This window comes from Paucilactobacillus nenjiangensis (assembly GCF_005405445.1).
GTDB classification, from domain to species: domain Bacteria; phylum Bacillota; class Bacilli; order Lactobacillales; family Lactobacillaceae; genus Paucilactobacillus; species Paucilactobacillus nenjiangensis.
In genome coordinates this window covers 23,713-38,380 of record NZ_BJEB01000014.1, presented here as the reverse complement: position 1 = coordinate 38,380, position 14,668 = coordinate 23,713, and the positions used below count along the sequence as shown (strand labels likewise).

17 protein-coding genes are annotated in these 14,668 nt (G+C 39.3%); 5 read left to right on the top strand and 12 right to left on the bottom strand.

The features are described 5' to 3' along the window. Positions 1–15 precede the first annotated feature (15 nt). The 12 genes from FFM59_RS03520 to FFM59_RS03465 all read right to left on the bottom strand — a co-directional run bounded on the left by FFM59_RS03520 (position 16) and on the right by FFM59_RS03465 (position 9,785). The gene (locus FFM59_RS03520; RefSeq protein WP_225420281.1) at positions 16–1,089 is read right to left on the bottom strand and encodes a tyrosine-type recombinase/integrase; all 1,074 of its coding nucleotides are present in this window, start codon (positions 1,087–1,089) and stop codon (positions 16–18) included. A gap of 272 nt (positions 1,090–1,361) precedes the next feature. Next, positions 1,362–1,679 carry a helix-turn-helix transcriptional regulator gene (locus tag FFM59_RS03515; RefSeq protein ID WP_010011745.1) on the bottom strand — a complete coding sequence of 106 codons (318 nt, stop codon included), beginning with the start codon at positions 1,677–1,679 and terminating at the stop codon, positions 1,362–1,364. Positions 1,680–2,087: 408 nt separating this feature from the next. Continuing rightward, positions 2,088–2,285 (bottom strand): helix-turn-helix domain-containing protein, encoded by a 198-nt coding sequence (locus FFM59_RS03510; protein WP_010011744.1) that lies wholly within the window; start codon positions 2,283–2,285, stop codon positions 2,088–2,090. Positions 2,286–2,365: 80 nt separating this feature from the next. Then, on the bottom strand, positions 2,366–2,758 hold the full coding sequence (locus FFM59_RS03505) for a sigma-70 family RNA polymerase sigma factor (RefSeq protein WP_010011742.1): 393 nt from the start codon (positions 2,756–2,758) through the stop codon (positions 2,366–2,368). Positions 2,759–3,040: 282 nt separating this feature from the next. Further along, a complete protein-coding gene (locus FFM59_RS03500; protein WP_137601665.1) occupies positions 3,041–4,465 on the bottom strand; it encodes an FAD-dependent oxidoreductase in 1,425 nt (474 codons plus the stop codon). A gap of 22 nt (positions 4,466–4,487) precedes the next feature. Continuing rightward, a complete protein-coding gene (locus tag FFM59_RS03495) occupies positions 4,488–4,796 on the bottom strand; it encodes an arsenic metallochaperone ArsD family protein (protein ID WP_263854034.1) in 309 nt (102 codons plus the stop codon). Positions 4,797–4,807: 11 nt separating this feature from the next. Then, positions 4,808–5,137, bottom strand: coding sequence for a hypothetical protein (locus FFM59_RS03490; protein WP_010013529.1), 330 nt, complete (start codon positions 5,135–5,137; stop codon positions 4,808–4,810). 16 nt (positions 5,138–5,153) lie between these two features. Beyond that, positions 5,154–6,449: an arsenic transporter gene (locus FFM59_RS03485; RefSeq protein WP_010011737.1), complete on the bottom strand. Its 1,296-nt coding sequence runs from the start codon at positions 6,447–6,449 to the stop codon at positions 5,154–5,156. 56 nt (positions 6,450–6,505) lie between these two features. Continuing rightward, a complete protein-coding gene (gene arsA, locus FFM59_RS03480; RefSeq protein WP_137601664.1) occupies positions 6,506–8,236 on the bottom strand; it encodes an arsenical pump-driving ATPase in 1,731 nt (576 codons plus the stop codon). A gap of 83 nt (positions 8,237–8,319) precedes the next feature. Continuing rightward, positions 8,320–8,682: an arsenite efflux transporter metallochaperone ArsD gene (gene arsD, locus FFM59_RS03475; protein WP_010011734.1), complete on the bottom strand. Its 363-nt coding sequence runs from the start codon at positions 8,680–8,682 to the stop codon at positions 8,320–8,322. After that, positions 8,669–9,019 (bottom strand): ArsR/SmtB family transcription factor, encoded by a 351-nt coding sequence (locus FFM59_RS03470; RefSeq protein ID WP_010011732.1) that lies wholly within the window; start codon positions 9,017–9,019, stop codon positions 8,669–8,671. Before FFM59_RS03470 ends, arsD begins: the two co-directional genes overlap by 14 nt. Positions 9,020–9,293: 274 nt before the next feature. After that, a complete protein-coding gene (locus FFM59_RS03465; RefSeq protein ID WP_225420280.1) occupies positions 9,294–9,785 on the bottom strand; it encodes a conjugal transfer protein in 492 nt (163 codons plus the stop codon). 259 nt (positions 9,786–10,044) lie between these two features. On the opposite strand from FFM59_RS03465, the gene FFM59_RS03460 reads away from it, so the two are divergent. The 5 genes from FFM59_RS03460 (at position 10,045) to FFM59_RS03440 (ending at position 14,625) form a co-directional block, all read left to right on the top strand. Beyond that, a complete protein-coding gene (locus FFM59_RS03460) occupies positions 10,045–10,422 on the top strand; it encodes a hypothetical protein (protein WP_125551016.1) in 378 nt (125 codons plus the stop codon). Between the two features lie 73 nt (positions 10,423–10,495). Continuing rightward, complete coding sequence (locus FFM59_RS03455) at positions 10,496–10,882, top strand: BlaI/MecI/CopY family transcriptional regulator (protein ID WP_170175916.1); 387 nt, start codon at positions 10,496–10,498, stop codon at positions 10,880–10,882. After that, positions 10,869–11,069: a hypothetical protein gene (locus FFM59_RS03450; protein WP_100070902.1), complete on the top strand. Its 201-nt coding sequence runs from the start codon at positions 10,869–10,871 to the stop codon at positions 11,067–11,069. Before FFM59_RS03455 ends, FFM59_RS03450 begins: the two co-directional genes overlap by 14 nt. A gap of 2 nt (positions 11,070–11,071) precedes the next feature. Then, complete coding sequence (locus FFM59_RS03445; RefSeq protein WP_137601662.1) at positions 11,072–13,156, top strand: heavy metal translocating P-type ATPase; 2,085 nt, start codon at positions 11,072–11,074, stop codon at positions 13,154–13,156. 71 nt (positions 13,157–13,227) lie between these two features. Further along, positions 13,228–14,625: a multicopper oxidase family protein gene (locus FFM59_RS03440; protein ID WP_137601661.1), complete on the top strand. Its 1,398-nt coding sequence runs from the start codon at positions 13,228–13,230 to the stop codon at positions 14,623–14,625. Positions 14,626–14,668: the final 43 nt, after the last annotated feature.

Sequence of the window (14,668 nt, the reverse complement as noted above, 5' to 3'; positions counted from 1 at the left end):
ATCTTGAGGGCAGTTTTATTTCTTGATATGGTTACGAGGAATGGAGCGTAGCGACATCCTCAGAGAGTTTTTTGTGCGCTCTTTTTTTAAACGATTCACGAACATTTCGTGCACCTTGGTGGAAATGATATCCGGTGTATTAACGTAGATCTTTGTTGTTGCTAAGTCAGAATGGGTGAGTGCTTCGGAGATATCCTCAAGGGAAGCACCACCTTCACGGGCAAGTGTACCAAAAGTGTGGCGCAACTTGTGTGGGTGTAATTTAGCTAATTCTGGATGCCGATGATGGATCGACTTGATTCGGTAATTTAGGTAGTCAGAATGTAAGGGAACATTCATGTGACCACGAAAATCGGTATACGTGAATACAAATTGTTCAGATGTTTGTTCAATTCCAATCTGCGCTAACTCTTCAGCTTGTTGCGCTTTCCATTCTGCAATCTCACTAACCAGTTCTTCTGGAATAGTTAGTTGAGTGAACTTATGGCCTTTAGTATCTTTGAGCTGTTTAGATTTGGAAAGACTCTGAATGATGAATAGTGAATTAGTTTTTAAATCGATGTGGCGCCATTGTAGACCATAAGTTTCACTTTTACGGTCACCTACATGTAAGGTCAGTAAGAAAAGTAAGTGCTGCATTAATGTGATTTTGCCAGCTTGATAGTCTTCTTCTAGTGCTTCGAGCCAATCTAGCAGTTCTGGCGCCGTGAGTGCTTCTCCTTTCGCTTGACGTTGCCTTTTCAGCTGATCATGATAAGGAGACGCTATCATGTTTAATACCTTACCAACACGATTATATTCAATGTAATCCATTGCTTCTGCAAGCTCAAAAACTTGTCGAGTATAGCTCTTAATGTTACGAATATTGCTAAAAGTGGCAGATTTCATCGTTAGCTCGCTAATGATAACTTCTTTGTGATTATTTAAATAATTCAACGAGTAATTACCAAACATTGGTAGGATATGAAGTCTGAAAAGTGATTTTTGGTAATCAACAGTTTCTCTGGTTGGTACGACGTGTGTTCGAACAGTTGCACCTTTAACGTAAACATCCATGAAAACATTGTGGTAAAAGTCGCTGAAAGACATTTCTCCTTTGACTTGTAATGAACGGGGGCTATCATCCTTTCGTACTTGTTCAATTTGTAATAGTACATTCGCTTCTTGAACCTTGGCGGCCTTGAAGTTTGGCAGAGTTTTCCTATAGCGGCGTTTATTGTCGAAAAAAGGGTCTGAGCGTTTTCGGGTATTGCACCTCTACAAGATAACTTCCTGATTTTGTTTTGCTAATAGTCATAACTACATTCCTCCAAAAAATTAATTGAAATTAATCAGAGCGAACGTAAGGCTTCGAAATCATTTTACCTCGAATGATTTAATTCGTCAGCTCTATTCTTTAACCAGTCATCAACTGCTGGACGATCAAAGCGAACACAACCGCCAACAATAATTACCGGCAAGCCTTGAGCAATCCAATTATCTAATGTATTGTTAGCAATTTGTAAATAATCACATAAATCCTTTTTCTTTAGATAACGAGCACCGATTGCTGCATCTTCACGTACTTTTTTGACTTCACTCATAATTAGTTGGTAGATTTCTGAACGCAGCTTATTTTGTTGTTGGTCGCTAATAACGATTGTAAACTCTGAAGTAGCGATAATATCATCTCCAATCAAGTAAAAGGGGCTTTGGCTGCAGCGTTAAGAAAAACATCACTTCCTCTCGTAAGAAAAATACTGATTCTAGTTAATATTAGAACTTGTTACCCTGTTCCGTCACTAACGGACATAGGAATTTCACCTCTCCTGCTTACGTGGGAGCCTCGCGGAAGTATCATTATCTACTTAAATTGTACGATCACTAGTTAAAGATCATAATTGAGAAGTGGGTGGCGCTCGCGCTTGGGTCATGGCGTCCACCAATCAACAGTTCAAGAAAAGTAAGAAAGTTAGGGTAGCAATATTCAATTGTCAAAGGGCACGCAGCTCATGTTATCTGCTCACTATATACATACAAATAAAAATAAAAGATGAAACCAAAAAAGCAAATTAATCAAAAAAAGATTAACTTGCTTCTTCGTCGTTCTATAAATACCGCTCTAAATCAAATTTATAGACGGTGCGAATGAAATGTTCACTCAATATTTGATAACGATCCTCGTCAAATTTAAATTGACCCCAACAAGTGATGCTAATAATTAGTGGCTGAAATTCTTCCAATATCCGTGCCATGGCAAGGGGATCACCATGCTGTGCGGCGTAAATCGTTTCGGTATAATTCATCGCTGTTCGCTCTCCTAGAGTTAGATTTGGGTCGTCTAATTCTAGAGAGTGTGGGGGGAGATCGAATACTTATAGTTAAGCTAGTCGTAGAATTTTGCGCCGATTTTGCTTAACACCTTGCGATGTTGTTTGGAAATCGCTTGGCTACTAACATGAAAGATTTGGCCGATTGCCTTATCTGACAGTTGCTCAACGTACTTATAATAAAGCAGCTTCTTTTGTAAATCAGTTAATCTGGCTACTGACATAATTAGGCGTTCATTAACAAAATACTCTTCAAGATGGACAGCCTGTTCTGCTGTAAGCAACTTAACAATCGGTGGTCTTTCCTCAATTGGATACTCGACTGTTTCTTCATTCAACGACATTTGGGGAACCTGGTGTTGTTCTTGCGAATAGAGTGAGCGAGTTTTGTTTACGAGTGATAGCTTGGCGTAGTGTGAAAAAGCTTGTTTGACATCTTGATCAGACATGACGATTCCTCCTTTTACCAAGCAAATACTTAACAAGTATTAAACATGAAACCGTATTGATAAATTTTTTAGATTTTGTTTGATTGATATACCGAAAAATGTAGTTGCTCTTTCAAAATAGGGTAATTAACGAAATAACATCGTTAATTACCCTATAATTAAACAAGCCCTTTGATTATTTTGTTGCGACTGTTTTGAGAATCAAATAACATTTTCCAGTCCAAATTTTTAAATCACTCAAAATCAATTAAAAGCAAAGCGTACTGAAATATTGCATTCCAATTAGACAGGTTTTCGATTTAAGGGTAATAAATATTTTGTGTTTTGTTGTTCCCAATTTTGTGCTGCAATTTGGACCGCATCCCAAGGTGATCCGACTGGTGGTGAATAGGATAAGTCCAGATCGCTGATTTCAGCCACAGTCATATCATTAAAAATTGCTGTTGCAAAAATATCACTACGTTTAGCCACTTCACTACCATAATGACCAATTAGCTGTACACCTAAGAGCCGCCCAGTTTTCTTATCACCAGTAATTCTGATTCTAATTTTTTGAGAGCCGGGGAAATAGGCCTTATGATCATCAACAACGGTGGTTACCGTTAGAGGATCGAACCCTGTATGTATTGCCTCACTTGCTAATAACCCAGCTCGTGCAACCACTAAATCGAATACTTTTAAAACCTGTGTTCCGATACTACCTTTAAAGGCACGTTGAATACCTGCAATATTAAAGCCTGCAGTTCGTCCCTGTTTATGAGCAGTTGTACCTAATGGTAAATACGTTTTGCCTAGCAAATGGTGTTTTGTTTCTACTAAATCACCAGCCGCCCATATATCAGGTAATGAGGTATGCATATATTGATCAACCTTGATTGCACCTGCAATTCCCGTTGTTGCTCCAGCCTTAATAAGTAATTCGGCATTAGGTTGCACCCCAACTACAATTAACACTAAATCGAACTTATAAGCTTCTGACTTATGACGTTCATTTAAGCCAATAACTTCCACATTTCGATTGTTTTCGTTTATTTCTGAAACGGTTAAGCCAGTAACAACATTAACTGAATTCATAGATAATTTTCGATGAACAATTTGGCCTAAATCAGCATCTACAGTGGAAAGTATTTCTGTACTGCGCTGAAAAATAGTTACATCTAATTGGCGTTTTTTTAGGGCTTCTGCCATTTCAATCCCAATATAGCCCGAACCAACAATTGCCACTTCTTGAGTATCATTTGTAGCTAGATTTTTTTCGATTGCAAAGTAATCCGCCATTGTGTGCAGAACATGGACTTTGCGCGACTGTTGTGTTCGTGATAGATCAACACCCTTAATATGCGATAGCTTGGGTTTTGCCCCGGTTGCCACAACCAAGTGATTATAGTGATATACTTTTAACTCACCTGAAAGCGAATGTACCACAACTTCATGTTGCTGTGAGTCAATTTTTTCTGCAATCATGTTCATTTGAAACTTGACACCGGTCGCGGTCAATTTTTTCAAACCGCGATGAGCCAATGACCGCCAATTAGCTACCTCACAACTGATTGCATAAGGTAAACCACAAATTGACAAATTGGGATATTCATCTGCCAACAAAACTTGAACTTCGAGTTCTGGTTTTAGTTCTTTGGCTTTTAGGGCAGCTGAAACCCCTGCATCACTACCACCAATAATCAATAATTTTTCCGCTTTATTTGCCACTTATTTATTTCCTCCACACTTGTTAATGGACGCGTGCACGACTTAAATCTTGATGTAAATAATTTGAAAATTCCTGGAAGGTTGGATATCCACCTTGTTTAGTAATTATCCCATCAACTATGGTTATGGGTAAAATCGCAATCCCATATTTTTCTAGCAACGCCTGTATCTGATGATTACGAGCAAAAGCATCTGGATTTTGAGTGAGATTTCTACGGATAATCAGGTTCTTACCATCCGCATTAACATGTCGTTGAATCGCAGTTGTTTGAACTAATATTTTATTTACGCTAGGCCCACACACCGGTTGCACAACACATTGCTTCTTCAAATATTTTAATTTTAACCATGCTTTACCTCGCCGATTAAACGATGAAAACGTTCAAGCTCTTCCTCTACCTGTGTATAATCACGAAAATAACTGACTGCTAAATTGTTTAAAACTAATTGGTTTATTTTTATAAATGCAATTTTCACACGATATAGCTGCTGTTGGATCGTTGATTCGCCACTATATTGCAATTCAAGTAAATTGATTTCTTGATTGGCTTGAATCAAATAAGCAGCAGCAATTGATCCTATTTCCGTCTTTGCAGCTTGACTCACTAAAGTGTCAATTATGCTTAAACTACTTTCCAACAAATTTTGCTGTTCATATTTAGTTTGTATCATAATAAACCAGCCTTTCTTAACCGAAAATACTTAATGATAACCATAAGCCGCATAAAGTAATGAATAAAACTGGAATTGTGATCGTGATACCAATTTTAAAATAAGTTCCCCAAGCAATTTTGACGCCTTTTTGCGCCAAAACATGTAACCATACTAAGGTGGCTAGTGAACCGATTGGTGTGATCTTTGGTCCTAGATCGGAACCAATAATGTTTGCATAAACTAAGGTTTGGTGCATTAGTCCCGATACATTGGCGCCTTTGATCGACAAGGCATTGATCATGACTGTTGGCATATTATTCATCGCTGATGATAAGAACGCTGCTAAGTAACCCATGCCCATAGTTGCCACGAAGCGGCCGCCAGTGGCCATTTTAGCGATCACACCGGCAAGTAGCGCCGTTAAACCGACATTTTGCAATCCATAAACCACCACGTACATCCCCAGCGAAAAGAAGACGATGTTCCATGGTGCGCCTTTAATGACTGCCCGCGTGTCCACTTGCGGGCTTTGTTGACCGACCAACAAGAAAATCAAGGCGATCGTCAAGGCAATAAATGAGACCGGAATATTTAGAAAACTGCTACTAAAGTAGCCGATCAATAGCGCCGCCAAAACGACCCAAGAGAATTTAAATAACCGTTGATCCTTGATCGCCGATTTTGGTTCAGCGACTTGACTGACATCATAGCGCTTAGGTAGCGCTTTGCGGAAATATAAGTATAAAATGCTGATACTAGCAACTAAGGAGAACAGATCCGGGAGCCACATTCTCAGTGCATACTCGGAAAACGTAATTCCGAAAAAGTCGGCAGAGACAATATTAACTAGATTACTGACGACTAAAGGTAACGAGGTGGCATCGGCAATAAAGCCACTGGCAATAATAAACGGGAAAACTTTTTTTTCATCAAAATGTAACGCACGGACCATGGCTAAAACGATCGGGGTCAAAATCAACGCGGCGCCATCATTGGCAAATAGTGCCGCCACGATCGCACCTAAAACGGCGATCAAAATGAACATCCGTACGCCATTGCCTTTAGCCAACCGCGCCATATGCAACGCGGCCCACTCGAAAAAGCCGATCTCATCTAAAATCAATGAGATCAAAATAATCGCGACAAACGATAAAGTGGCGTTCCAAACGATTCCCGTAACAGTGCCCACATCTTGAAGCGTGACGACCCGAAATAATAGTGCCAGTAATGCGCCACCAATTGCGGTCCAGCCGATCGATAACCCTTTAGGCTGCCAGATAACAAATAATAACGTGAGTAAAAATATAAAAACGGCTAAAAAAACTTGCATAATTTCCTCCAACGACCAAAATCAGGGTACCACTACCCTGATCAACTGATTTTTATTTAAATAGTTAATAACGTTTGTTCAAAATTAGGTTGCCATTGTTCCACCGCAAAATAATCGGCCGAAATGGCTTTGACTTTTTCGATCCATTCAACTTCATTTTGGGCACGCGCCTGTAAACACGGATGCGTGGTTTGTGTGGCTAACATACTTTGATTGACCAGCCACCAGGTATGCGCGATCTTTGCGCGCTTCAAGTCTTCATTAAGCCGCATTGATTCGTAGACCGGCGTGGTTTCTGGTAAAGTCACCATCACGATCTCGGTCTGAGCGGGATCTTGCAACCTTGGTAATAGCTCAATAATGGCCTGTGGCACATCACCAGCTGTGCGTTGCACTTCCTTAGCATAGCTTTGCGTTGAATCCAGCAGCAACAAAGTGTGCCCAGTTGGTGCGGTATCGATCACCACCACATCGCTGTCATTTTGCGCCACAATATTGGCAAAAGCGCGGAAAACGGCAATTTCTTGCGTGCAGGGTGACCGCAGATCTTCGGCGACGTAATCGACGTCAGCCGACTGCATCGTCTGCCGTGCCGCAGCTAACACTTCAGCTTGATAATCCTGCAACACTTGTTGTTCGTCAATATGACTGATCGTAACTGCTGGATCATCTGTTTTGAAAAAATCAAGATGATCGGCGGGATCAGTGGTCGCTAAGTGCACCGTTTTATGTTGGGCGACCAGCTTTTGCGTAATTTGGACTGCAACCGTTGTTTTACCGACACCGCCTTTACCCATTGTAAAAATGATTTTTTTATTCGTTTTGATCAGATCAGCAACGATCCGATCTAAGGTGGGATAATCATTGTTCAGCGGCGGATAAGCTGCCAATACCGGTTGTTCTGCTTGTAAAACTAAGCGCAATTTATCTAGGCCAGTCACATTATAGGCCCGCAATGGGACCTCATATTGGGTAAATTCCTTTAAAATCGCCGGCATCTGCTGCAAATCAGCTTGTTGTTGCGTATAAATAGCTTGCGAATCCTGATCCATTGGTGCCTTAAGCGTCCCATTAATGATCAATTGTTGATTTTGCATCCCGATTGCAGCTAGTTCCTGAGCCGCCCGGGCCGCCTCAAGTAACGCTGTCTTTTGTGGTCGTGTGACTAACATTAAGGTAGTCAACTCGCTATTACTCAGTGTTGCTACGGCCTTGGCGTAAACGGCTTTTTTATCACCCATGCCTGCTAATTGACCGAGACAAGAAGCACCGCGATCATTTTCAGCTAAATAATTATTCCACGCCGCGGGTAGTTGCAACATCCGTAAGGCATGGCCAGTCGGTGCCGTGTCAAAAATAATATAATCAAAACGCTGGTCGATCGTCGGATCAGTTAGGAAATTGGCAAACTCATTAAACGAAGCGATCTCGACGGTACAAGAGCCGGATAGTTGTTCTTCCATGTTTTTAACTGCGGCATCAGGCAATACCCCGCGGTAAGGGCCAACAACACTTTCCCGGTACTCACCAGCAGCCGTCACCGGATCGAAATTAGCGGCAAATAGGCCGGGCACCCCGTTGATTGCCTGTGGTTTATTAGTTAATTCTGTATTGAAAACATCTTGTAAATTACTGGCTGGGTCGGTGGAAACCAACATAACTTGCTTACCAGCATCGGCTAAATTGATTGCCGTGGCGCTGGCCGTTGTCGTTTTACCCACGCCGCCTTTACCGGTAAAAAACAAGTAATGCGTTAAATGTGCTTTTTGTGGTTGATAGTCTTGCATCGATATCCTCCTCAGTTATATAGATGATTGTCTATACATTATTTAAAAAGAAATGGCCGTGCCATCTCTTAAATTAAGTAAAATCAACAACAGCCACTGGCACCGCCACAGCAACCACCTGACTGCTCAGCCGGCACAAAAACCAGCCCCGTATAGTCAGATAACTCGTCAATAGTTGGATAAGCACCAGTTTTAACGATCTGCCCATCAACAACGGTGATCGGCAATACGGCATCGGGATCATCCTTGATTGCTGCTAAAATATCAGCCCGTTCGCTAAACACGTCAGGATTATTACTGAGATTGTAACGATCGGCTTCAATCGTTTTAACGCCTTGCAGCGCATCAAAAGCTGACGTGATCATTAAAAGAGCAGGATCAACGGACGGACCACAAAGGCCAGTCGAGCAGCACATTGCTGGTTCAAATAATTCAATTTTTTTCATTAGTTACAACAACCTTTCCGGAAGCACACGCTGTACAAGTCACATCATGACAGACACACTGATCATCACTGGACAATAATTGTGCCGTATCTTGTTTAAAGGTCGCCATGAATTCGGCCTGTAGCGTATAATGCTGCCATTTACCTTCTTTACGTGCGGCCACGATACCTGCATTTTGCAATACTTTCATATGGTGGGATAAGGTCGGCTGTGAAAAGTCAAAATGCTCTAAAATATCACAGGCGCACAAAGAGCCACAAGAAAGCAGATCAATAATTTTCAAACGATTGGGATCAGCCATTGCTTTAAGCATTTGAACATACTTTTGATAGTCCATTTGTAAACCTCGATTCCACGATTTAAGCTAATTTATTAGCCAAGTCCAACTCCTGGCAGTGACCAAGACCGTACATTATAAATATAGACGCGCATCTATGTTTGTAATATAGACCTATGTCTATGCAAACGTCAAGCATTATTTAAAATCAACATAGCATCTATTAACAAACCTTTGATTTTAGTTTTAATTACATTAGGATAATTAAGACTATTTTACAATTCAAATAAGTATGTATACACGACATTCAAATTGAGTGCCGCGTTTTTATTTTCTACAAACCGGACTTGATTGTCCAGTTTGAACCTGACTTTTCTAAAACAAGTGTGTACTGCGAATACTGGATCATATCCGTCTCACTATCGAGAAACTTAACAGTTGCGTCAACTTGAATATTGTCACCTTGACGATGGAATGTGGGATTAACTAATTCCGCAAACCGATAGTCTTTATTTAACGGTTTCGTACCACCAGCAACGTAATATTTTAGTTCATTGGCGGTGCCACTTGGATAAAGAGTAAAGAAAGTTGTTAGAAACTTAGTGATGCTACCAGTGGTTTCAGCGTTAATTGTGCTATCCGTTTGAAGTTGCTTTTCGGCTATTTTGGCCTTAGTCGGAGCGGCCGCGATTGTTGGATTAGTGAAAATCACCATATCACCATCTTTATTCTTCATAACGTTCAAGGAGTAGGTGGACTCGATTGGTTTTGGGCCCCCTTTTTTATTATCTTGTACTATACAGTATGGTGTGACAAATAAATGCAAGTGTTTGTATAAAAATATCTTGTATGGACCTTTTGTTCAATTTTTAATGTTCACAATCTGGACATAATCAGTTGGGCTGTTTTAAAATAATTGGTTTAAAATTCAAACTACAAATTAACTCCATAAATGGAATTTACAATGAACATAGAAAGCGAGGTTTTTGAATATGATTATTATAGGACTAATGGTTTTTGCACTGATGTTATTAGCCGTATTTCATATACGACAAGAATCACGACTGTTGTGGAAGTCTAACTATATGGTAATTGTTGCAGCAAGTAATATTTTATTTTTAATTCTTGCTTTCATTATGTGGATTCCGGCTAGAAATAGTATATTACTCAGCTCTTTATTGGCTATTCTAATAGTACTAGGCTTTATGTCGGGAGTTAGTGGTGTAGCTCAAGATGGATTTATGTTACCAAGTTTGTTGCCAACATTAATAAACTTTAAGGATATTCAACAATTAACAATGACAAATAAGCAGATCACATCTGGAAAAATAATTCTAGTAGTGACTGGTCAGTCAAAGCAAAATAAAAGGTTTAACCTCATTTTTAATGAAAATTCGGTTGAACTACAACACTTTATTACTAAAAATACGGCTGATCACGTTTCCATCCAAGGACGTGAATAATTTTTTGACATTATGGTTTACAAATGTAATCGTAAATGTTATGTTATAGCTATAATCAATAGAGGTGATTATTTTGTTAGATTACGAGGTAAAAGATAATTGTATTGGTTGTGTAACTAATGCTGAGTACGAAATTTTGCGAATTATCTGGCATTATCCCGGGATTTCAACTAAAGATATTTACCAGGCAATCCGGCGACGACAAACTTGGCGGCCCAGCACTGTTAAAACATTACTATTTCGACTCGTAAGCAAGTCCTTGGTTACTAAAGATACCTATTATCATCAGGCCCATTATTATGCCCAATATAGTGAATCGATAGTTGTCTCTGTTTTTATTCAAAGATTACTTTCAAGACGGGAAACGTTGTCGCCAGAAGAATTTTTAGTACTTGTAGAAGCTAATTTGCAAGAAGGTCAAACTGATGATGGTGAGTTAAAAATAAATGAAAAAAATTAGACTAATTTTAGGTGGAATATGCTGTGAAAATGCTGTAAAAACAATATTTTTTGAGTTACATTCAATTGACGGAGTGGAGGAAACCCATTTTGATTTAGCGAGTCACTCTGTATTGATTTATATGCAGATAAAGGCTTTATCAGTAATAGAAAGTAAGTATCAAGCTGATAACTTAATAGAGGTGTAAAAATGAAAAATAATAAATTGCATTCAAAGCAACATCCTGATCGCAATATGAAATCAATGAATGATCATATGGATATGGAATCTAGCAGCGGCGATATAATGCAACATGGCGGACAAATGATGCACATGGGAAATATGAAACATAAGTTTTGGGTTTCTCTAATTTTTTCGCTTCCAATTATTGCATTATCACCAATGATAAAGTTCAGTTTTATGCCAAGTTTAACTTTTCCTGGTTCAGAATGGCTAGTGCTAATTTTAGCCACTTTTCTATACGTTTATGGTGGAGCACCTTTTATTAAGGGGGCAAGAGCAGAATTAAAGCAAAGAAAACCAGAAATGATGACACTAGTTGCACTGGGTATAACAGTATCTTATTTTTATAGTCTTTATGCATTCACAATTAATCAATTCTTTGTATCAAACGCGCACGTTATGGATTTTTTTTGGGAGCTGGCGACCTTGATTGATATTATGTTATTAGGTCATTGGATTGAAATGAATGCTGTTATGGCTGCTGGTAATGCCCTTGAAAAAATGGCCGCTCTATTACCCAATACGGCTACTGTTATCACGGATAATGGTGATCATATTGAAAAACCGTTAAATGAGGTTGTGATTGGTGAATCAGTTATTGTTAAGGCGGGAGAGAAAATACCTACCGATGGCGTTGTTCTTACTGGTAATACAACTGTAAATGAGGCGTTAGTAACTGGCGAATCTAAAGCAGTAGCTAAAGTAGAAAATGATAAGGTGATTGGTGGTTCTACCAATGGCTCGGGTTCTATCATGGTTAAGGTGACCGGTACTGGCCAGTCAGGTTATTTAGCACAAGTTATGCAAATGGTCAGTAATGCACAAAAAGAACAATCTAAGGCGGAGGGGATTGCTGACAGGGTTGCTGGACTATTAGTTTATGCTGCCGTTAGTGTAGCAATTCTTACTTTTATAGTATGGTTATTGATTTCGGGCGACTTTAACATGGCGTTAGAACGCACTGTTACAGTTTTAGTTATTGCTTGTCCTCATGCTTTAGGGCTTGCCATCCCATTGGTAGTTGCACGCTCGACTTCAATAGGGGCCCAAAACGGATTATTAACTAGAAAACGTCAGTCATTAGAAGACGCCACTAAGTTAGACGTAGTTCTCATGGATAAGACAGGGACCTTGACAGAAGGTGATTTTGCTGTCAATGAATACAAGGCGACCGATACAATATATTCAGACGCACAAATTTTATCACTGATGGGGTCACTTGAGTCTGGTTCAAGTCACCCATTGTCAGTAGGAATATTATCAAAAATAAAAGAATTAAATTTAAAGATAATGTCTGCGGAAAATATTCAAAACATTCCTGGAGTTGGTATACAAGGCGAAATAAATAAAAAAAATATGACAATTGTCAACGAAAAATATTTGCGTGAAAATAAAATTAAGTATGATAAAAAGTTAGTTAATGGCTTAGCATCTGCAGGCAACACGGTTAGTTTTCTTCTTGTTGCTAATAAAAACGTGGGCTTTGTCGCCCAAGGAGATCAAATTAAATCAGCAGCAATAACCTTGATCGATGGCCTTAAAACACAACATATTCGTCCGGTTATGTTGACTGGTGATAATCAACAAGTGGCTCAATTGGTAGCTGCCCAACTTGGTATCGCCAAAGAGGACGTACATGCTGAATTAAAACCTGATGATAAAGAAAAAATTGTTCAGCAATATCAAAGTAGGGGACTTAAAGTTGCCATGGTTGGTGATGGGGTTAATGATGCGCCGAGTCTTGTCCGTGCAGATGTAGGAATCGCTATTGGTGCAGGAACTGATGTTGCAGTGGATTCTGCCGATATTGTATTAGTGCGAAGTGATCCGTCCGACATTTTGAATTTCTTAAAATTAGCAAAACATACGACTAGAAAAATGATACAGAACTTGTGGTTTGGTGCGGGTTATAATATTTTTGCTATTCCGTTGGCCGCTGGGATACTAGCATTTGTTGGCATTGTATTAAGTCCTGCTTTAGGCGCAATTCTGATGGGGATTTCAACTGTTGTTGTTGCCATCAATGCTCAAACGTTACGAATTAGAAAGTAAGACAGGGGGTTAATGCTGTGCGACACAGGCAATTTTATTTAATACTCATTAGTTTTATTGTCGTCGTAGTTGTGCTTAATGCGTTTTGGCTAATTAAATTTAAACAATCGCCAGTTAAGGGCGGAATGATGTCAAATACGAACTCACGAATCAGCAATAACCAAGAAAAACAACACAGATTGATTGTTCCACCAGTCCTAAAGCCTGATTCAATTGATAATAATAATATTTACTACACTTTACGCGCGCAAACTGGAGTAACGCAGTTATTATCTGGGAAAAAGACTAAAACGTATGGCTATAATGGTTCGTTTCTTGGACCAACAATTCGAGTTGAAAAAGGAGTAAATATTTATATTCGTACGCAAAATCATTTAAAACAATCGACCTCTTTTCATTGGCATGGTGCAATTTTGCCAAGCTCAAGTGATGGTGGGCCACATCAAACTGTTGCAGCGGGCCAGAGTAGACTAATAAATTTCAAAGTTAATCAACCAGCAGCAACGCTTTGGTATCATCCTCATGCTGTTGGCAGTACGGCTATTCAGGTTTATAAAGGACTAGCTGGCTTCTTGTTGGTTGATGATCAAAATAGTAGGCGAATAAAGTTACCCAAAACTTATGGTAAAGATGATTTTCCAGTTGTTGTACAGGATCGAAACTTTGATAAAAATAACCAATTGAATTATAGGCAGGCTGCATCTAGTAATGGGACATTAGGTGATAAATTATTAGTAAATGGTACTCAGAATCCATATATCGAAACAACAACTAAATATATTCGATTACGCCTATTAAATGGTTCCAATGCCCGTAAATATATTTTTAAACTCAATGATGGTAGACCTCTTTACCAGATTGGTACCGATGGTGGATTTTTAAAAAAGCCAGTTCCAGAGAAACAAATTATACTAACACCTGGAGAGCGGGCAGAAGTCGTCGTGGATTTAGGTGGTTACTCGCAGGGAAGTCAGGTCAAGCTAAAGTCTAAGGAAAGTAGCGTTCTGACAATGAGGATAAAGAGCAATCGTGGAGGAGAAGCAAAATTACCCCATCGACTAACGAATATTCAGTCGGTCAATAATTTCAATCGAAAAGTTGTTCAAAACATCACCTTATCTGGTATGGGACATATGGTAAGCATCAATAATAAGCAGTTTTCAATGAAACGAATTGATATAAAGGTAAAACAAAATACGACACAAATTTGGAAGATTAGTAACAAGGATAATATGATGGGTGAGATCCACCCTTTTCACATCCATGGCGTTCAGTTTCGGTTATTGAGCGTTAATGGCAACACACCCGCAAGTAACATGCAAGGGAGAAAAGACACAATTATGACAAGACCGGGGAACCAATATAAAATTATGATTAAATTCACGCAACCTGGGGTTTTTATGTATCATTGCCATAATCTTGAACATGAAGAGACCGGAATGATGGGCCAAATTCAAGTTGTGCCGTAACGGTCACTTAATTCGCTTAATGAAATTACGCCAAGTCTGCTTA